12 protein-coding genes and 1 tRNA gene are annotated in these 20796 nt (G+C 39.8%); 6 read left to right on the forward strand and 7 right to left on the reverse strand.

From position 1 onward, the window contains the following. Nucleotides 1–37 precede the first annotated feature (37 nt). From BQ7400_RS07435 to msrA, 6 genes are all read right to left on the reverse strand, one after another. Complete coding sequence (locus tag BQ7400_RS07435; protein WP_072469998.1) at nucleotides 38–7444, reverse strand: Ig-like domain-containing protein; 7407 nt, start codon at nucleotides 7442–7444, stop codon at nucleotides 38–40. 90 nt (nucleotides 7445–7534) lie between these two features. Beyond that, nucleotides 7535–12445 (reverse strand): hypothetical protein, encoded by a 4911-nt coding sequence (locus BQ7400_RS07440; protein ID WP_072469999.1) that lies wholly within the window; start codon nucleotides 12443–12445, stop codon nucleotides 7535–7537. An 852-nt stretch (nucleotides 12446–13297) separates the two neighbouring features. After that, complete coding sequence (locus BQ7400_RS07445) at nucleotides 13298–14359, reverse strand: copper amine oxidase N-terminal domain-containing protein (RefSeq protein ID WP_072470000.1); 1062 nt, start codon at nucleotides 14357–14359, stop codon at nucleotides 13298–13300. Nucleotides 14360–14423: 64 nt separating this feature from the next. Beyond that, nucleotides 14424–15644 carry an FprA family A-type flavoprotein gene (locus tag BQ7400_RS07450; protein WP_072470001.1) on the reverse strand — a complete coding sequence of 407 codons (1221 nt, stop codon included), beginning with the start codon at nucleotides 15642–15644 and terminating at the stop codon, nucleotides 14424–14426. A 93-nt stretch (nucleotides 15645–15737) separates the two neighbouring features. Beyond that, nucleotides 15738–16556, reverse strand: a complete 819-nt coding sequence (locus BQ7400_RS07455; protein WP_072470002.1) for a tRNA lysidine(34) synthetase — start codon at nucleotides 16554–16556, stop codon at nucleotides 15738–15740. Then, the gene (gene msrA, locus BQ7400_RS07460; protein WP_072470003.1) at nucleotides 16553–17488 is read right to left on the reverse strand and encodes a peptide-methionine (S)-S-oxide reductase MsrA; all 936 of its coding nucleotides are present in this window, start codon (nucleotides 17486–17488) and stop codon (nucleotides 16553–16555) included. Before msrA ends, BQ7400_RS07455 begins: the two co-directional genes overlap by 4 nt. A 123-nt stretch (nucleotides 17489–17611) precedes the next feature. Between msrA and BQ7400_RS07465 the strand changes: the two genes are divergently transcribed. Further along, nucleotides 17612–18028 carry a copper amine oxidase N-terminal domain-containing protein gene (locus BQ7400_RS07465; protein WP_034439332.1) on the forward strand — a complete coding sequence of 139 codons (417 nt, stop codon included), beginning with the start codon at nucleotides 17612–17614 and terminating at the stop codon, nucleotides 18026–18028. A 29-nt stretch (nucleotides 18029–18057) separates the two neighbouring features. Here the strand turns inward: BQ7400_RS07465 and BQ7400_RS07470 are convergent, their stop codons facing one another. Next, entirely contained in the window at nucleotides 18058–18297 is a 240-nt protein-coding gene (locus BQ7400_RS07470; protein ID WP_034439335.1) for a hypothetical protein, read from the reverse strand. 109 nt (nucleotides 18298–18406) lie between these two features. On the opposite strand from BQ7400_RS07470, the gene BQ7400_RS07475 reads away from it, so the two are divergent. From BQ7400_RS07475 to BQ7400_RS07480, 5 genes are all read left to right on the forward strand, one after another. Beyond that, a tRNA-Val gene (locus BQ7400_RS07475) sits at nucleotides 18407–18482 on the forward strand. Between the two features lie 408 nt (nucleotides 18483–18890). Further along, nucleotides 18891–19013, forward strand: coding sequence for a hypothetical protein (locus BQ7400_RS10925; RefSeq protein WP_281245081.1), 123 nt, complete (start codon nucleotides 18891–18893; stop codon nucleotides 19011–19013). Then, nucleotides 18991–19143: a LexA family protein gene (locus tag BQ7400_RS10930; protein ID WP_180371968.1), complete on the forward strand. Its 153-nt coding sequence runs from the start codon at nucleotides 18991–18993 to the stop codon at nucleotides 19141–19143. Before BQ7400_RS10925 ends, BQ7400_RS10930 begins: the two co-directional genes overlap by 23 nt. A 22-nt stretch (nucleotides 19144–19165) precedes the next feature. Continuing rightward, nucleotides 19166–19321 carry a LexA family protein gene (locus BQ7400_RS10935; protein WP_308844299.1) on the forward strand — a complete coding sequence of 52 codons (156 nt, stop codon included), beginning with the start codon at nucleotides 19166–19168 and terminating at the stop codon, nucleotides 19319–19321. A 166-nt stretch (nucleotides 19322–19487) separates the two neighbouring features. Beyond that, a complete protein-coding gene (locus tag BQ7400_RS07480) occupies nucleotides 19488–20474 on the forward strand; it encodes a DUF3644 domain-containing protein (protein WP_245759423.1) in 987 nt (328 codons plus the stop codon). Nucleotides 20475–20796 lie beyond the last annotated feature (322 nt).

Genomic DNA, 20796 nt, shown 5'->3' on the forward strand with positions numbered 1-20796 from the left:
AGGAAAGGCAAATACCTTCCCTGTAATATTTAATTTGCTATTTTACTCTCGTCCAATAACTATCATCATTGTACCCATCTTTGTGTGCTTTTAGTTCAATAGTGGTACCTGACTCAATTGGCTTATCCAATGTGAACCTAAGGGTTCCGAATCCATCTGTTTTTATTTCATCAATATAAACATCATTTATATATATTTTTACTTTACAGAAGTTTGGATAAGTTGTAATTGTTATACTTTGATTACCAACTTTAGTGTCTATAAGACCTACTTGGACAGTTTCTTTCCTTATTTTTTCTAAGGCTTTTTCAATTTTAGTTGTAGATTCAGTGATCTTAGTATTGTTCTTTAAGTTTTCTTTACCTTCTTTAATCACTTTTTCTAGCTCTCTTCTGTCCTTACCTGGTTTATCCTTATAACCTTCTTTTTGAGTTTCTTTTTCTGCTTCTTCAATAATATCTTTTAGCTTTTGTCTTTCTTCGTCTGTCTTTCTCTTATTTTCAATAGCTTTTTCGATTTCTTTTTGAGCATTGTTTAACTCTTCTTGTGTTGGTGGTTTAGGATCAGTTTTCTTCTTAAGATCTTCTGCATCTTTAATTGCTTTTTCTAAGGCTTTATCTTCTGGTGTTCCGTCATTTGTTTTAACCAATGCGTCATTACCATCTTGAATTGCCTTATCTAATGCAGTTGTGTCTACTCCTACTGTTGTTTCAGCAGCAGCTTCAGTCATGCCTGGCTTTTTAGCTACAACTCTAATGACGTCGCCGTCTTTGAATTCTGTTGTTCCTGGATAGTTATAAGTTCCGTCAGAGTTTACACCTACGCCTTCTTTAATAAGTTCGTAGTTATCTCCAACCTTCTTATAAATATCAACTGTTGTAGCATCTTTTGCTGTACCAGCTACTGTTTTTCCTCCAGTTTTAATTGGATTAATTGTTGGTTCTGGTAATTTTTGTCTTTCTACAACTGTTTGTGGATCTGACTTGCTTCCGTTACCTGATTCGTCTTTAACTTCAACTGTTACCTTGTCGCCAGTTTTAACAGCTGGGTCAACTGGGATAACTAGTTTGCCATTTTCTTCAGGAACGTCTTTTCCGTCAGGAGTCTTCCACTTACCGTCATTGTCTTTAGTTATAACTACAGTTTTTGTTGTTGGGTCTTCACCAGGTTTAGCGGGTACTTCTACTTCAACTGTAATCGTCTTAGCGTCTTTATCGGTAGGCGTCTTAACCTTGATGTTTTTGTCGCCATCTACCGGTTGATCAACAACAGGCTTATCCGGAGCGGTTATATCTGCTGCTTGGACGACTGTTTCTCTCGCTGTGGAAGGTGTCGTTGTATCTGGGTCACCCTTAGATTCAACTTCAACAACATTGTATTCGTCAAGTTTTAGCTTATCCTTAGTTGGAATTGTAAGCTTGCCATCTTTATCTGGATTGATTATATCGTCGCCAATCTTCCAAATTCCATCTTTGTCTTTTGTAACTGTAATTTCTTTTGAACCTTTTGGAGTGTTGCCACTCTTGTCAGTTTCTTTAATTACAAGTTCTGTAGCATTGTCTGCTGGCTTAACTGTGATGCTTTCTGATTGAGCCTTGATAGGATCAATTTCAGCCTTACCAACTTCTGTCTTGTCATCAGCTTTGCCGTTGTTGTCGGCATCTCTTACAACTGTTGCAGTAGCTGCTTCAGAAAGTGTCTTGTCAGCATCTTTTGCAAGAACCTTAACTTCTGCTCCTACTGGTAATTTAACAGCTAGGTCTACAGTCTTAGTAGCATCTTCATTTGCTCCAATTTCAAAAGTTTCTTCTTTAGCTTCACCGTTTACAGTGTATTTTACAAAAACCTTGGTCGGTTTGTTCTTAACTGTGAATTTAACGGTGGTCTTTTGTTTTGCAGTTCCTGTTGGAGTTGATCCATCAGATCCTACAGTGTTTTGGTTAGCTGCAAATTCAATGGTAGGTGTTGGTGTTTGAAGTTGTTTTACTTCAAGTTTTTGGTTTGTTGAACCAGTTTTGTCTCCAACTTTTACATCAATAGCCTTGCCATTGTGATCTTTTTCTGTTAGGAGAAGATCTTTAATAGCTTTTCCATTAACTGTTGCTGTAATGTCTGCAACTTCTTTGCCATCTGCATCTTTGAATTTGCCTGTTGTGTTGTCGTAGTCAAAGATTTCGATGTTACCACCGTTGTCTCTTACAACAGCTTTTAGGCCTGTGCCGACAAGTTTTTCGCCTTGAGTGTAAGACATCTTATCAGGTGCGATTACTTGGATGTCTTTAACATCTGTTAAGTCAACCTTGCCACCGTCTGGTTTGCCGTCTTTGTTAACGTCGTTAAATACTGTTGTTGTTTGTGGTTCAGAAATTTTCTTAGGTGCATTTTCTGCATATACAAAGATTTCTGCGCCATTTTCTAACGGTTTGTTGTCGTATTTAGCTTCAAGAGTGTAAGTTCCGTCATCATTTACTTTCAAGTTTTCAACAGTAACAGGTTTTTCTTCACCCTTTACTTTTACAGTAACGGTGATGGTTGCACCTTTTTCAGTTTTACCCTTAATAGTTGTAAATGTTGGTTTGCTACCTACGTTTGAAGCAATAGCTGCTGGTCTTTCTGTTTGACCTGCTTGATCATCTGGTATTTTGTTATCGTCTACGTCGTCGAATACTTTAACAGTTTTTTCTGTTGGTTGTTTTTCGCCATCTTTGACAGTAACTTTTACTTCAGTACCATCTTTAAGAATTGGTTTGATTTCCTTAGTTAATTTACCTTGGTCATCTGCCTTAGCTACGATTTTTTGAGTTTCACCATTAGCATCTTTGTATTCGATTGTAACGTCAGCGTTCTTTTCAGTTTCAACTTCTACAGTTGTCTTATCTGGGTTTTTACCAATGTTACGTGCGTATACTTCTGGTTCTGGTGTCTTTTCATCTTCGTCAGCGGTTCCATTTTGATCTGCATCAAGTTTAACAACTACGTTTCCACCAGTTGCTGTTGGTTTATCAGTAGCTTCTGCTCCAGTAATAGTAACTGTGAAAGGAGTTGTCTTTGTCTTACCATTGTCTAAACCAAGTTGTTCTCCTTCTGCTGGTGAAAGTGTAATCTTATCTGTAAGATTCTTTAATTCTTCAGCGTTGTAAGTTACAGTTTTTCCGCTAGCATCTTCTAGTTTGATAACTACACCTGCTGTTTCAAATGGAGTTGTTCCATTAGCTTCGTTAACTAGATAGTTCATCTTTGATGGATCTTGGATGATAGTTACCTTAGTTGTTTTAGCTATGTCAAACTTTTCTTTTTCGTCAGCAATACCATTGTTATTAGCATCAAGTTTTACTGATAGGTTAGATGTTTTTGCTTCTGTTACACTTGCACCTTTAACATTTAGAGTTACCTTAATTGGTTGACCATTATTGGCTGCAATTGTTAGGTCAGCTCCATCTGCTGGTTCTACTGTGAAGTTTTTAGTATCCTTAGCAATTTCTTCTGCAGTGAATTTCTTTTCTACGCCAGCTTTGTCTGTTACTTTTACTACCATACCCTTTGTTTCAAGAGCTACTTTACCATCCTTAGATGTTACTAGGTAGTCCATCTTAGCTGGATCATATACCATCTCAATCTTATCTGCTTTTGTGATATCGAAGTTTTGTGATCTGTCGTCTTTTCCATCGTTATCTTTGTCGTCAAAGACTTGAGTTTTCACTTCTGGAGAAACTTTCTTTTCTCCATCTTTAGCTGTTACTTTTACTTCTGTATCTACTGGAAGCTTAGGTTCGATTTCTAACTTGTAAATTCCATCTTCGCCTGCTGTAACAGTCTTAGTAGTTTCTTGTCCACCTTCAGGAGTGTACTTGATTGTAACTGTTGATCCCTTTGGTGCTTTTCCTTCTACTGTTGTTTTGTTATCAGTTCCAATGTTTCTTGCTGTTACTGTTGGTGTTGCTGTTGTTTCGTCTTCATCAGCAATACCATTTTTATCAGCGTCAGTTTTGTATTGAGCTGTGATTTCTGTAGCTGTGTCTGACTTAGTAAATGTTCCTATAAGTGATGGTTTCCATCCTGTGTGAACTTTACCTTCGTCAGCAATTACCTTTGGTGCTTTTGTTGTAAGGTCAACTTGTACATTAGGTCTAACCCAAACCGATTTTTCGGTCTTGTCGCCTTCAAATTTTCCGTCTTTGCCGGAAACGAATTTAACTTCTTGGAAACCTGCTACAGGTTTATCTGAAATATCTGATTTAGGTTCATACTTAGCAGTATGAGTTTGATTGTCAGTATATTTTGTTTGAAGTATTGGGTCCCAAGTATTAAATACAAAGCCATCATTAGCAGTTACTTTAGGTGCGTTGAAGTTTACTTCTTCGCCTTTCCATACCCAGAAAGTAGTTACTTGATCTTTACCGCCGACTTGTTCAAATTTACCTTGATCTCCTGGTAAGAATTCTACTTTTGCGTAGTGTTCTGCATCATTAGGATCTTTTGTTACAACAGTCGCCTTGTATTGTGCTGTTATTACTTGTCCTTCAGTTGTATACTTTCTTGCAGTTTCAACATCTGGATCATAGTTTGTAAATTTGTATCCGTCATTAGCTTTAATCGCAGGTGCTTTATCTTTTAATACAATATCTTTTTCAGGATTTACATGGTATGCAATAGTTGGTTGTTTACCTTCTACTAATTCAAATGTTCCATGTTCTCCTGCTGAGAAGCTTATTGTTACCCATCCGCCTGGTTTTGGCTGATCGCCAGGGATAATTGATTCATTTGACTTGTCTTCATACTTAGCTGTATATGTTACATCTTGTTTATACATCTTTTTAGCTGAAGAATGTTCTTCAGTGCCGTTGAAGAAGCCTTTGAATACGAAGTTTTTGTTTGGTTCAATTCCAGGTGCTCCGATTTCAACTTCTTTCTCTGGATTTACAAAGAACTTTGTAACTGAGTTTGGAGCAAATGTACCGTTTTGGCCTGCTTCAAATTTAACTGTTACATAGCCTTCAGGTTTTTCAGTATCATCGCCTGGTGTTTTATCTTCAATAACATCACTAGTTGATAGATACTTAGCAGTGATAACTGTTTCTGTCTTGAATGTTCCTGTTAGAGATTGGTCAAAACCAGTGAAAGTATTACCTACTGTTGCTTTAACTACTGGCGCCGGAATAGTTACTTCTCTTTCTGGATCTACGTAGTACACAAGGTCGTCAAACTCTTCTGTTTTAGTTTGTCCACCAGATACGTTTGTAGTCTTTGTGAATTGTCCTTTATCTCCTGATTTTAAAGTAACTTTTGTCCAACCTTCTTTTGGTACTGTTGAAACTGCATCTACGTGTATATATACTGCAGTTATTTGTCTGTCACCAGTAATAACAGTGTCCGGTTGGTATTCTTTTGACCATGAGTCAAATTTGTAGCCAACTTTTGCTGTTACTGTTGGTGCTGTTATTTGTGACATTTTAACTTTAGCTTCAGGATTTACATAGTATACAGTTACTTGAGCTTTTTTAGTTCCATTTTCTTCTATTGGTTTAAATTCACCGCGTTTTCCTTCAAGGAATTCAACTACATAATATCCTGCCGGTTTTTCAACATTGTCTCCACCAGGTATAATGTCTTTTTCCTTAGTAGCTGTTGCTGTGATAGTTGCATTATCTTTTGTTATAGGAGTCCCTGGTGCTACGTCCCATTTCGGATCTTTATATCCTACTTTAGCTTTAGCAGTAGGATATTGTTCTTTAGTTAATGCTGTGCCTTCCTTAACATCGTAAGTCTTAGCATCCTTAAAGTCTTCTACACCTTCGCCAGCTACGAAGCTTACTCTTACGTATCCTTCCGGAGTTGGTTTTGTTGGGTTTTCTATAATGTCTGGTAATTTTGAAGCAGTTGCCTTAAATTCTATATTTTTATCAATTACTCTATTCCAAGGTTTTGCTTCATCTACAGTTTGTTCGCCTTCTGGTGTTGCTGTCCACTTGGGATTTTGGTGGCCAGCTGCAGCTTCTAGGTCCGGGAACTTGTCTCTGGCAAGTTTTGATCCTTGGAATACTCCGTAGGACTTGCCATATAGTGGATCTTTTGCAATGGTATCGTCCTTAGTTACTTTAACTTCAAATACTCCGTCTGGAAGTTTTTCACCCGGTGTAATTTCTCCACCATCTTTAAGGTAAACCGGATAGAAGTCTGTATCTGCTACTGGTCCTGTTGTTGGAAGTTCTGGTTTCCATTTTAGGAACTTTTTGTTGTCGTCTACTCTTCCATTAATGATAGGAGTAGGTTGTCCAATACCTTTTATTTGATTTTGAAGGTCTTTGTCGGTATATTCTGTGCCTTCCAGAACATCGATAACTTTAAGCTTTTCGCCGTTTTTAAATCTACCGTCTTGTGCGTTAGGACTTGATTCAGCGTGGAAGCTTAGGCGTTTGTATCCGTCTGGAGTCTTTGGTAGGTTGCCGTTATCGTCTGGTGTTGGAACTATAATCTTTGGTTGTGTAGCAAACTCAATGTAGCCACCAACTTTTTGCTTTTGACCGTTGATTTCAACTTCTTGACCTAGGGCATTATAAGTGATTTTGTTTAGCTTATAAGTCTTGTCACCAACTTTTAGTCTTTTGTTTGCGTCAAGTTGTGTTGTAAGGCTTAATGTTGGATTAGCTCCAGTAGAGTTTAATTGCTCGATTTCATTCCCTGCAAAGTCTGAAAGCGTTCTAATATTAAAAGTCTTTGTATTTGCTCTTAGAATAAAATCATGCTCGTCTTCTAAAGCTAATTTTAATCCTAAGGCTTGATTAATATTCTCTTGAAGTTCTTTTCCATATGGGTCTACAACTTTTAAATCAATGACTGGGTGGATAATTTGACTTAACTCAAATTTATAAGTCATGTCTTGACCCAAGTTGAAGTTTGTTGTGTTATTAGCACTTACATAAACTCTTAGGGCTATGGTGTCCTTAAGTTTAGGGATTTCTGCTTCAACAACACCTTGGCCCATGTCCTTTGGAAGATAAAAAGTTTCAGTCTTTTTAGTCTCTCCCGCTTGGAAGGTCATGGTTCTTGTTTCAGTTCTTTTTCCGCCTAATTCTTTGAAAGTAATCTCTACATCAAATGAACCTGCTTCAGTTAGTGCTGAAGGGTCAAATTCATTATCTCCAAGGTTTAGACCTAGGGTTTCGAGACTGATCTCAACTTTTTGGGCTACAGTTTCGCTTGAACTGCCAGCTTGCTGAGTTGTTGCTCCAAAAAGTCTAGCGCTTCTTGAGAAAAATCTAAAACTAGATTTTCCTTGTACTTTTCCTAGATTAATAACTTGCTTGTCGCCGACCGTTTTTATGTCGGTGATTTCGTTTTTCTCTGTACTTACGCCCGAAGCCGCAAAGACATTTAGGGGCAATGTAGTAAAGAACATAACGAAAACTAAAAGCAAGGTTAGAAATCTATGCTTTGTATTATTCATTCTTCCTCCTCATTATGAGGGGAGGGAATCCCTCCCCCGGTTACTATCTTTCCGCCGACTATCATCTGCTATTTCTCAATACTGCAGCAACTATTGTCCCAGTACTTTTGCATAGGGGTTGGTGTAAGCACCTTCTACATTAGTACCGATGATTTCAATAATTTCGCCGGCTTGTAATTTGTAAGGATTACCTTGAGGGTCTGTAAGCATAATCTTTTGATATTTCTTGCCGACAGTAGCTTGGATCATAACTTTAGCCTTTTTTTGGTAGCCGTCAGCTTTTGTTCTAACGTCTTCAAGATCCTTAATGTCGTAAATTCTTACGGTAACAGTTACTCCTTCTTCATAGGCTCTTACATGAACATAGTCTTTTCCGATACGTTCCTTACGAACCATGATGTCGATAATCTTGCTCGGATTGTATTGGGGATCAAGGATTGTTGCGTTGCCAAATCTATCTTCTACTGAAATGTCAGCGTCCTTAAATCCGAAACGATTGAGCATTTCTATAGTAGCTTTTAATTCAGCTTCATTTTGTAAACGAAGGATTTGAGTACCTGCATTGTTCTTGTACTTAACAACAATTACTTGTGTATCTTCCTTGAATTTCGATAGATCTACATTTACCCAACGTCTCCACATATCTTCTCTTGGTTTTGCTTCAGCTGTCGGAGCTGTTAAGTCTAGGGTAAATCCATCTGAGTAGTTAGGTTTTTTGCCCGCTTCATCCGATTGGATAACAAGATTAATACCTTGTTCCTTTAGCTTATTTATTTCATCGAATTTATCTGCAGGAATTAAGATTTGTCTCTTAACTTCTGTTGTGTCGTCAGACTTCATATCTTTGTCTAAGACTACTGGAGCGATATCACCATTGCCACCAACTGGTGCTAGTGGAACGAAAGTTTTTACTCCACCTTCTTCTTTGAAGTATCCTAGAGTATATTTTGATCCTGCTTTAGGTGGTAGAAGTGGATGGTTTGGCACGTTGAATTCTACAACTGCGTTGCCGTCCTTATCCTTTGGAAGTTGTTCTTTTTCTACTACTTTGTGTGAAACTGGTTGTTCTTGAACTTTTGCTTCTACTATTGCAGATGGAGTTTCTGCTTGTCCAATTAATTTGAATTGTTGAGCCTTAACGATTTGTCCTGCTTGCATTTGACCAGTTTGAATAGTGATTACTCCATTGGCATCTACATTTACAGTTCCTTTAAAAGTACTATTGACATTGTCTACTACTAGAGTTCCTCCAACATCCTTTGTAACGACTACTGTTTTACTGTCTGGTAGGGTTGTAACAATCTTGCTTGGATTTCCAACTTTTCTTACGACTACTTGTGTTGCGTCATACTTGATCGGATCGATTGTAGGTGGTTGAACATCTACCTTAGAGTTTGTAAGTTTGATGCTATAGCCATAAGTGTCAAAGTACTGCATAGTCTTATTTTCGTTAGGATTGATAAGTTTTCCATCTTTTGTATAGTGGCTACGCAATGTAGCTGCTGACATGGCATCGACACCGTCTGTGTTTACAAGTTGAGCCTTGTATCCACCCAGACCCTTGTTTTGGTTGGTGTTTACAATGGTTGCACCGTAATCCTTGTAACTTATACTACCCTTTTCAAATAAAGCTTTTGTTGAATCTGTAAGCTCTACTGCGATATAGGACATTCTGTGGCCAGCTTCGTCATAAGATGGTAGGTCGTTCCAATTTAGTTTGCCAGTTTCAGGCGTTGCGCTTGTTAATGCTTGCACTGTTCCCGGTACCGGTCTGTAAACTGCATTTTGGTCTACAATTTCGAAGCCTGCTGCTCCTACTGCTGGTCTTGCTAAAAGACCTACGTAAAGCTTGCCAATGTTCTTGTCTCTATCTGTTCCTTGGTCCCAAACTTTTTCAACGTCTACGTGGTAGTTCTTCTTCCATACCGCATAGAGGTCGACGCCATCTCTGATTTGATCGGCAGTTAGTGGATATTGGTCTCCATCACGTAGGTAGTTATCAACGTTAACACCCGTACCTGTTTTATTTTCATCAGGAATATCTGCATCAGGATTGGTTGAGTAACCTACTAGAGAATAGCCTTCCATCTTGAACTTAGAATCTCCCCAGTTCTTTTGTAGACGCACTGATCTATCTGTTAGGTTTTGTTCTGTTAGCGATTGGGTTACAGTTTCGTCAGTTTTGCCTTTCAATCCAGCTGGTGGATTAGTGTGGAAGGTTACAAGCGGTGAACCATAAGCTGCATAGACAGTCATGTTTTCAGTAATTGGCGAGGTGCTTGTAAAGATTAGGTTATCTCCACTTAGATACTTATCTACTGAATCTGCTTTCTTTAATTTTAAGAAAGCTTCTGTAACTTCTTGTGGTGTACCTGTTAAAGGCTTAGTTGTCCAACCTAGGAAGGTCTTGCCAGAAACTTTTGGTGATTCTGCTACAAACTTTCTGACTGCAAAAGCTTCTTTAGTTCTAGCTAGTACCTTTTGAAGATTTGTTTTCTTTTCACCTGCTGCTTCATTAATCGCTTCATTAAGTGCAGCAATGCTTTGTTCAAAGTTCTTGCCATTGTGGTCTTTTAGGTCAACATTCTTGCCTTCAAAACCGTTGGCTACATAGCCTTCTTGGTTGGCAAACTTTACGTTCATCGGTGCTATACGAACAACTTCTTCTTGTTGGTTAGTTCTATTTGTTATATAAGCGTGTTCTGTACCAACTTTTTGGTCTCTGTCGACTCCTTTATAGGAAATAACGCTTTGATCAAGGGTACCACCGTTAAGGTTAAAGGTTACCTTGGCTTGAACTTGTTCCATAACTGGGTTTTCACTTTCAAGTGCGTTTGCTAAAACGTCTTGGTTGGTGAAGTATAGCGGCGTATCTTTTACTGCCCAATAGGATTTGTTAATCTTATGTTGAGCATCGTTAGAAGCAGATGTCCATTCGAAACCTTGAACATCATCGCCGTTAACACTCATTTCTATCTTTTGGTCGGAAGCTTGGATAGTTCCCAGTCTCTTTGCTGTAGTAACTTCCTTTTTGTTAGCATCGTATGGATATACATAGACTCTATCGTATTTTGAACGACCTGTTAGGTGTTCGGAGTCTGTGAAGATCTCGTCGATGTCTGGTGCGTCAGCTGTTCTTGTTAGAATACCGCCACCAAAGTTTTCTTGACGAGATACCATTAATGGGTCGTGGTTGTCAATAAATAATGATTGTTGTGGATCGTTTATCTTTTGACCATCTTTAAAGATTTCGCCCTTTTCATTTCTTGTATAGCCATCTATTAGAGGTCTTTCAAATCGATAGGTCTTGCTTTTAGTTATTTTAGCTCCAGATTCATCCTGTGCTGAGTAGTTAAATGTAACTGTCATGCCAGGAGATACTTCCATAAGCTTAGTCTTTCTTGAGAAGATTGTAAGGGGTGTGTCCTTTTTGATTTTGATATCAAATGGAACTGACACGGTCATTTTACGCATGTAGCTACCAGATCCGCCAACATACTTAGCCTTGTCACCAGTCGTCCTTATTCCAAACTTATATTGGTCGTCGCCTATTTGGATGACGGAACCATTGGTATCAAAAGTACCAAGTGTGATAAGATCACGTCTCCCATCAAAACGGATGTCGATAGTGTCTCCGCGTCTTAGGTCTATATCTTCATCCCTTGGAACTGATTTGAACTCTTCTATACCTGTTGGATTGGTAGCAAATACCGTTGAGAAGAATTCGTAAGATACAATGTCTGTAGATCCGAAACTTTCTTTTAGCTTGTCTTTGTCGATAAAGTATCTAACTACAGTAGATGTGCCATAGCCTGTTAGGGTTGTACCTGTTCTCATGAAGGTCTTGTCTGGTGTGTTGTTTGTAACCTTGACTACACCTACATCCCCAATCTTTCTAATATCATTTATTGAATAGTCAATCCTGTTTGCAGGAAGTGGAACTGTTGGGTCAGAAGATGGGTAGCTTACTTTATCTTTACTGTTAGCAGCAAAGATTTGCGCTACTGTTCCAGACTCGTCTTGTGGTTTTAGGATATCTATAAAGCTTTTGTCGAAGGTTTGCATAAATCCATAGTCACCTTCGTTTCTCTTATCAGCTGCGTTGAAGGCACCACCGGAGTCAGCTGTGGATCCTACAGATCCTTGAGTTCTTCTAGTGTATACGTCAACATATCCCTTTTCTTCATTATATTTAATATAGGAAGAAGCAGCTTGGAAGGTGTTTTCTGTATTACGGGCAACGTCTGTATTTAGAATTCCTTTTTTAAGGTCTACCCTTACAGGTACGAAGGTCGACATAGTGTAGGATGAATATGGAACTTCTTCATTTTCAGATATAGTTGTAGAATAAATTTGTTCGAAATTACTATCCATAAGCCTCATTTGGATAAGAGGGTTGTTTTTTAAATTCTTAACAGTTTTTCCTTCTTTAATAACTAGGTCAATAGGTGTTTCAAAGTGAACTCCTAGTAAACCAGTTCTTACAGTTTGTGTCCCCTTTTCACCAAGACTTACATAATGTAGATTTCCTGATCCTCCCTGTTTGGCTGATAAAGTATCGAACTTAATAAATTTTTCATTAAAGCTCCAACCATCATGATTGTTGGTAAATTGTTCAGTTCTCTTTTTACCAATACCTGATAGGTCCCAATCAATTAGTTGGTTTAGGTTGTTGTCTGGCTTTAGTATAAGTCTTAGCCACACATCAGTAACCGCTCCTGAGTATCCAGAAAAAGCAAGTCTTACTACTTCCCTTCCGTCTGGTCTAGTGTAGCCCCCGATGTATCTTAGGGATGGGTTTTTTAAAGTTTCTGCTGTAGATACTTTTACCAATCTTCCTTGGTGAGGAATTGGCCAGTATCTTGCTGTTTCGTCGTCGTCTACCCAGTTGGCCGGCTCAACTTCGGCTAATGCCTGAAAGGGCACCACCGTCACGAGCATCAGAATGGCCAAGGTAAGCGCAAAGGCTCTCTTAAAGCCGCTCAAATTACTTGTTTTCATTTTTCCTCCTTAGTTATTTATTTGCGTATAAAGCGCATAAATCTATATTAAAGCACATGCTGGATGTGTCCTATACATTGGTATGCCTCTTCTAGGTAGTCTTTCTGAATGAAAGAATTTTTTCTTTCCTCAGCTTTTTCAAGGGAGCCTATTTAGGTCTTGAATTAAAACCAGGTAATCTGGTTTTGAATTTTTCCATCCTACTTATTTCCTTTCTCTATCTTGAGGATTTTCGTCTAATCAATCTAAATCTCTAATCTTATTTTCCTTTTCGTTTAGTTTTTTTAGGTCTCCCTAAAAAATTTCGCTTTTTCATTTTCTAAAACGCAACTTAGCCAGGTATAGATTTTTACTATACTTAGTCTTGGGTGCAAGTAAGAACCTATAAAAATGGCCATCTTCATAGGTTTACTTTCTTTTTCACAAAGGGTGAATGAATAAAGTTCTATATATACATATATATATGTATATATATATTTATATTTTATCATATATTTAATAAAATAAAAGCGTCCAATGAATTTTATTTGTTTTTTTACAAGTTTATTTCTAGTAAAAAAACCATTTCCTTAGCCCAAAACCAGTTTCTTTTTTACAGTCTTCTGGATCTCTATATCAGGCTAAAATGAATATCACTTCTAGGTCAATATCTTGTCTCCAAAACCTATTAATCTAGGGATCCAATGAAATAAATATTTTCTCCTATATAAACAAAATCGGGTTTGTGAAACGGACGGCACAGGGCCGCTCCTACAAACCATCCGAAAAATATCCTCCTTACTGGTTTGTCCAGTAAAGCGGGTGCACATCTTCCAGGGCGGATTTTTTATATGGTCTTATGCTTTTTCCATCTTAGTAGGGTTCTGTACGGTCTTGAATGTTAAGGTCCCCATCTACCCTATTTAGAATTTCTTGAATTTCTGCCTTGGAGAAGTCTCCCAGGGGCACTCTTACAGGGTTGTTGAAGATTTCTTGGTAGGTGGAAAGGGTCCCTTCCCGCGTCACGAAGTAGTCATGAAGGGGGAAGCGGAAAGTATCTATGCTTCCATCAAAGTTTGGATAGTAGTCAAAATGGACCATACAGGCCATGCAGTCGTCATTATAGAGTCCGGTGTATCTTCTTGGATAGGTCAGGTCTCCCGGTTTGGTCCGGGCGCCAAGCTCTGTTCCAGGAGCAGTGACACTGTAGCTGAGCTTGCCTTCCTTTAAAAGGTCCAGGGCCCTTGGCTTGATGGAAAAGTCGTTGAAGCGACCAGCTGCATGGTAGGACAACCAAGCCAGGGCCACCTCTACATCCTTGTTAGTATGGCCGGGAAAGTCTGGAGAGGATTTTTTGCCCATGGCTTTTTCATAGGCAATTTTTTCTGCCAAACTGGCTTGGGCCATTTTTTGATCGTAGAGGTAGGGAAGGAGGTCCTTGGAGCTGACAACTTCTTTGCCTTTGTCCTGTCCCATGGAATAGCCCTCTCCTACAATGGCCACTTGCTTGTCTTGGTCCCAAGAGACTTTTTCTCCAAAGAGCTCTGCCACATGTCTCAGGGGCACAAAGGTCCGGTTTTGTCTTAGCTGGGGAGCATGGTCCAGGACCAGGTGTTTTTCCCCTCCTTGGAGCTGGATAACAACCCGGGTCTTATCTATGGTCATGACGATGGATTGGTAGTCCTTGCCTTCTTTTCCATTGCTAATGACGATACGGTTTGGGTCTTCTGGTGTCCAAATCACTTTTTTCCCCAGGTTTTCAGAAACCAGGCGCAGGGGAACCATGGTCCTTTGCTGGTCGACATAGGGGGCAACATCAGATTTTACAAAGTTTCCCTTGACCCAGATCCGGACAGGGCTGGCTGCCTTGGATGGGGTGGGAAGGCAGACCATCAGGCCTGCTAAAAGGGCTGTAAGTATACATTTTTTCTTCATGAGGTCCTCCTTATTCAAGTAAAGGAAAGGGGCTCCCCTTTCCTTTAGCATGCTCACTTTATTTTTACTTGTATTGGTCCGGATAGGCTTCCTTTAAAGCGGCTGCCATTTCTCGACCCAGCTTCATACACTCTTCAATGTCTTCTTTCTTGGGAGACCCTTGGACATTGGGCGTGGTTTCTAAAAGGTCCCAACCACACTTTTCAGCAAAGGCGGCAAATTCTTTTTCTGCTCCGCCACCCCAGGAATAGGAAGAAAAGTAGCCCAGGGTATGGTTTTTCATCTTTTGCTTGGTTAGGGTTGCTACGAAATTAGCCATAGGCGGGAAGAGGCCCACATTGTAGGTTGGACAACCCAGTAGGATCCCCCGGTAGCGCCAGGATTCTGCAATGAGGTTACTCAAGGGGTATTCTGAAATGTTGCGGATCCGGATGTTGGAGATGCCTTCTTCGGCCATGCTCCGGGCAATCATTTCTGCCATTTTTTCTGTATGGCCGTACATGGACCCGTAAACTACCAAGACCCCATTTTCTGTTTCTTGCTTGGCCAACTTAGAATATAGGTCCACAATGATGCCGGGGTTTTTCCGCCATACAATTCCGTGGTCGGGGCAGATGGTCTTGATGTCCAGGTCTTTTAACTTATCCAGGGCCCGGACCACTTGACCGGAATACTTGCCTACGATGTTGGTATAGTAGCGGATGGTTTCGTCCTTGTAAAAGTCGAAGTTGATTTCGTCGTCAAAGATGGCTCCGTCCAGGGTGCCATAGCCTCCAAAGGCATCTTGGGAAAAGAGGGTGCCTGTGGATTTTTCAAAGGCTACCATGGATTCAGGCCAGTGGACCATGGGGGTGGTGTAAAAGGTCAAGGAAGTATTGCCAATGGCCACTTCTTCCCCATCCTTGACTACCAGGATGTTTTCTGTCAGGTCGTAAAAATGGTCCAAAAAGTCCTTGGTTTTCTTGTTGCCAATGATCTTAATATTTGGAAACCGCTCTACCAGGACTGGCAGGGAAGATGTATGGTCCGGCTCCATGTGGTTGACCACAACATAGTCAATGTCCCGGTCTCCTAAAACGGAGTAGATGTTTTCTAGAAATTCGTCTACCGAGGGAATTTTTACACAATCCAAGAGGCAAACTTGGTCTTTTCCATCTAAAAGATAGGAGTTGTAGCTGATTCCGTCGGGTAGGGGCCACATGCCTTCAAAAAGGTGGGTATAGCGGTCATTGACGCCAATATAGGTTAAATGGTCATTAATTTTTACAGTTAATGGGTTGTTCATTCAATCTTCCTTTCTGCTTTTATTTCTTTAACAAACGAACTTAAGTTCATTTTACTCCATGCAAGGCTTTTCTTCAAGACTTTAAAAGTTTTTTTAATCCCCGTAAGTATCTAAAAAGCTTTTTTTCTCCCCATTTTGGATCCAGCCAATAATGGCGTCTTGGTTTACATTTTCCGCCGACCGGAAGATGGAAATTTCCACATTTTTATTGTCCTCTTTCATATCCTCAATCATCTGCTTGATCTTAAAGCGGGTGCTGGAGTCTTTTTTCTGGGTTACTGTACAGGCACAGTCAATGGCTTCATAGCCCGTGGACCGCATAAAGCGGATGATGTCTTCCTCGTGGATTAAATACATGGGCCGGATAAGCTCCAGGCCCTGGAAGTTTTGGGACTTCAACTTGGGCATCATGGTTTTATAGTTGGCGCTATAGAGGACATTCATCAGGATGGTTTCAATGACGTCGTTAAAGTGGTGACCCAGGGCCAGCTTGTTGCAACCCAAGTCTTGGGCCCGGCTGTAGAGGTTGCCCCGGCGCATCCGGGCGCACATATAACAGGGGGCCCCGCCCTCTGTCATCTTTTCCGCCACTTCAAAGACGTCGCTATCGTGGACCTTGACAGGAATCCCCAGGCCCTGGCAGGTCTCTTCCACCTGTTTTCTCACTTCCGGCCGGTAGCCCGGGTCCATGCAGATAAATTCCAGGTCAAAAGATTGCTTGCCGTGCTTTTGCAATTCCTGGAAGAGCTTGGCCAGGGTTAGGGAGTCCTTTCCCCCGGAAATGGCCACGGCAATCTTGTCTCCTTCTTCCACCAGGCGGTAGTTTTTAACTGCCCGGATAAAACGGACCCAAAGCTCTTTGCGGTAGCTTTTAATGATACTTCTCTCGATTTCTCCTACAGACTTCTTCACGATTTTTCTTCCAACTCCTTTAGGTCTTGAATATATTGGCCGTATCCTTCTTTTTCCATGTCTTCCAGGGGGATAAAGTCTAAAACAGCCCCATTAATGCAATAGCGGAGGCCTCCTTGGTCCCGGGGCCCGTCTTCAAAAACATGGCCCAGGTGTCCCTTGGAGGACCGGGACCGGACCTCTTGCCGGACCATGCCATGGGACCGGTCCAGGCGGTAGTCCAGGGCATCCTCCCTAACGGGTTTAGTAAAAGAGGGCCAGCCACAGCCCGGTTCATACTGGTCCTTGGATAAAAACAAGGGCTTGCGGGTCAACTTGTCTACAAAAATTCCCGGCCCCTGTTTCTTGTAATAGGGGTGGGAAAAGGGAGCCTCTGTGGCATTTTCCCTTAAGACTTGGTAGCCCAGGGTCCCTAACTTTTCCCTTTCCTCTTCTGGGTCATCCAGGGGCTTGTCTGCCAGGGTCAGGTCCACATGGCAGTAGCCCAGGGGGTTTTTGTCCAAATAGTCTTGGTGGTAGTCTTCAGCCGGGTAAAAATTTTTCAGGGCCTGGACTTCAACCTGGAGGGGCTTGGCGTAGTTTTTTGCCAGGGAAGCCAGGGTCTTTTGAATCCCTGCCTCCTCTACTGGGTCAAGAAAATAAATCCCCGTCCGGTATTGGACCCCGCAGTCATTGCCTTGGCGGTTTAGGCTGGTGGGGTCAATGATCCGAAAGAGGTGGCGGATTAAGTCCTCCAAGGAAATTTCCTCCTGCCGGTAGGTCAAGGCCACAGCCTCTGCAAAGCCAGATTGGCCCCGGCAGACCTCCTGGTAGTCAGGATTTGTCCCCTGGCCATTGGCATAGCCCACCTGGCTATCCAGGACTCCTGGAATGCGTTTAAAATAAGCCTGGACGCCCCAAAAACAGCCTCCAGCAAAGACAATTTTTTTCATAGAATTTCCTCCTAAAAAATTTCTATTACAAGTATGTTACAGTTTAATGTTACTATGGTGTTTGCCCTTTTTTCCGGATAAAAATCATGTATAATAAATTTATAGAAAATGAGGTGAACTGTCTTGAAAAAAAGATTTCTTTTTGTTCTTCTCATTGTCAGCTTATGGTCCAATGCAATCTTTGCCAGTGGTAACGCGGCAATTTTTATTGATGGTCAACATGTTCCTGCACTGCCAAAATCCTACATCGAATCTGGTAGAACTTATGTACCCTTGCGCTATATAACGGAAGAGTTGGGCTTTACGGTGGACTGGATTGAAGAACAACAAGCAATTATTATCCAAAGGAAAAACTTTCCTACCCTTAAATTATTTGTTGGGAGCAACAAGGCCTATGTCGGTAACAAGACCCTGGACCTGGACGCTCCTGTCCAAATTCGGGGAGACCGGGCCTTTGTCCCCATTCGTTTCATTTCAGAACAATTGGGTTACAAGGTCCAATGGAACCCTACGGGAAACAAGGTCATTATCAACAAATAATTTGAAAAAACGCCTGCAAAGGCGTTTTTTTATTGGATGAAAAAGAATAAAAAGCCGGCAAGGCCTTGGCTCAAGGCTAGGAAAAGAGACATTTGGTCCCCCTCCTCCAGGTATCTTAAAAAATTAGACAGGCCGGCCAGGATAAAATAGGCCGCCATCATCAGAAAAAAGACCCGGTCCACTTGCCCCACCAGCAGGGACCGAAAAACCATCCCTAAAACCAGTATAAATTCCATGGCCCGACTTATGGGACCCAGTTTATCTTTCATACGCCCTCCTTGTTTCTTCCCTTCATTATACCCTTCTTGTCCGAAAATGAAAAGAAAAGGGCTTGCACTTTTCTGCAAGCTCTAGTAAAATAGAAGTAATCCAATATGTGGAGAGTTAGCTCAGCTGGTAGAGCACTACGTTGACATCGTAGGGGTCGCTGGTTCAAGTCCAGTACTGTCCACCAATTTATAGATGGCTAGGTTGCATGAGATTTGCAATTTAGCCATTTTTATTTTTGATTTTTTATGGCTTGGGTGGAATTTGCTTAAATTTATAGAAGGACCCCGTGTGAAATCCCGTGTGAAATTGAAAGCTTGATATTTAATATAGGAAATAGACAATCCACGACTTGAACATCTCTCGTCGGATGGGGCTATCAGTCTCACATCAATTGTAGTGGATTGAAGGCTAAGTTCACCGCTTTTTATGCACCCTCGTCACTCCTACTCTATAGGCCTATCCTCTTTTAAACAACGATTTGTTACCACATTCCTGTTCCGATATATCTCTTATTATCAATGCTTTACATAGGTTTTCTTGTTTTTTGTAAACAAACTGTTGTATACTATGCATGTACAAAGGAGATGTAAAGGTGGATAAAGATTTTAATTCCATATTCAAAGACTTACGCGAAGAAAATGGGATGAATCAAGACGATCCCACTGCTTGGAACAATAGCGGCCGGAACACCTTTGTTGGCGGAAGAAAATTTTGAAGATTATATCGACGCTGACAAAAAAATTCAGGCTGATTTTTGCTTGGGAGTCCATGGGGCAAGCATGATTAATACCAACATCCTGGATGGAGACATTGTATTTATAAAAAATCAATCTGAATATAGATGATGGGGAAATTGCAACTGTACTTATTGATGAAGAAGCTACTCTCAAAAGGATTTATAAAATCGGAGATATTGTTCAGTTAAGAGCGGAAAACCCATCTTTCAAGCCAATTACTCTAAATGGGGATACAAGTGTTTTGATTCTAGGAAAAGCAACGTATAAATTAAGCAAAGTTTTATAAGTTATTTAGAAGGTTTTATCATGTTTAAAAAATCAAACGAAAGCAAACCAGTAGACAAAAAGGCAGCAAAATGAAAAAAGTTGGATATGAAATAACCTAAAAGTTTTTAGTCCTTAGTCCCCCAATCTATTCCAAAAAGTTTAAATAGTATATTAAGGAGGTACTCGTGTCTATCAAAAATAATTTGAAGAACCAATTAATAGAAAAAAGCGTCGAAGCTTTTATCATGGGCTTAGAAATTTATAATAAGCCCACAATAAAATATAGAATAGAAGGGTTCAGCTTTTTCATATGTAATGCCTGGGAATTAATGTTAAAAGCCGAATTGATAAATAAAAATGAATCTTTATACTATAAAGATCATCCCGAGCGAACCCTTAGCCTGAATGAAACTGTAAATAAAATCTATACTGATAAAAATACTCGAATCCGATTAAATTTAGAAAAAATAATTGACCTAAGAAATATTAGTACACATTTTATAACCCAAGATTATGAATTAAAGTATGCACCTTTATTTCAAGCTTGTGTTCTGAATTTTATTCATGAGATTAACAGATTCCATAAAATTGATATAACAAAGTATGTCGCTCAAAACTTTTTAACTATTTCAGCTACAATAGAACCATTATCTAACGAAGAAATTAAAATAAAATATCCTGCTGAAATTGCTGAGAGATTTATCAAACAAGCCAATGAAATCGACGTGTTAACCGAAGAGTATAATTCAGATAAGTTTTCTATTAATATAAAACAAATGCTTTACATTACAAAGAAAAAGGACGAAGCGGATTTTTCTATTCGTATAGATAAATCCGCCATAAATGCAGGGAATATAATAAAAGAATTGAAAGATCCTGCTGATACACATAAATATGCACATGGACTTGTTATAACAGCAGTTCAAGAACGTTTAAAAAAGAAAAATATAACTATCGGTTATAAGCAAGGATTTAATTCTTACGTTTTGAATTTATTTATAAACTTTTACAACATTAAATCCAATCCAAAATATACCTATTGTCATATTGTTGGAAACAATAAATCCTATACTTATTCTCAATCCTGTGTAGAATTTATTGTTAAAGAAATTGAAAAAGACCCACTTAATATTGTTGAAAGCTTAAAATTAGGTATAAATAAAAAAAGATAACCCCAGGCACATAGGAATGCTCGGTACAAAGTACCTACCCCTTTTTGGGACCCAGTGTTGTTCCTTCACAAGTTATCTTTAGTATCTTTATTATATATGCTAACACACCCTCAGTCAATATATGATACATAGAGTTCAATAGTATTTTCAGTAAAATAATTTAAATTTATCTTTATTCGACTTCCCATAAGAATATAAATACATAACCCCTACATAAATTATTCCCTTTTATACAAAAAGGGGCGGCCCAGCCGTCGATTTCTAGCTGTTCAAGCGAAGCTTTTACAGGAAATCTTGGCATGAGACCTGCCGACGAAATCAA

This window comes from Urinicoccus massiliensis, assembly GCF_900120405.1.
Taxonomy (GTDB): Bacteria; Bacillota; Clostridia; order Tissierellales; family Peptoniphilaceae; genus Urinicoccus; species Urinicoccus massiliensis.

Bases quoted from the DNA above. Each gene is read 5' to 3' on its own strand.
- BQ7400_RS07435 (WP_072469998.1), bottom strand. From the start codon at position 7,444: ATGAATAATACAAAGCATAGATTTCTAACCTTGCTTTTAGTTTTCGTT.
- BQ7400_RS07440 (WP_072469999.1), bottom strand. From the start codon at position 12,445: ATGAAAACAAGTAATTTGAGCGGCTTTAAGAGAGCCTTTGCGCTTACC.
- BQ7400_RS07445 (WP_072470000.1), bottom strand. From the start codon at position 14,359: ATGAAGAAAAAATGTATACTTACAGCCCTTTTAGCAGGCCTGATGGTC.
- BQ7400_RS07450 (WP_072470001.1), bottom strand. From the start codon at position 15,644: ATGAACAACCCATTAACTGTAAAAATTAATGACCATTTAACCTATATT.
- msrA (WP_072470003.1), bottom strand. From the start codon at position 17,488: ATGAAAAAAATTGTCTTTGCTGGAGGCTGTTTTTGGGGCGTCCAGGCT.
- BQ7400_RS07470 (WP_034439335.1), bottom strand. From the start codon at position 18,297: ATGAAAGATAAACTGGGTCCCATAAGTCGGGCCATGGAATTTATACTG.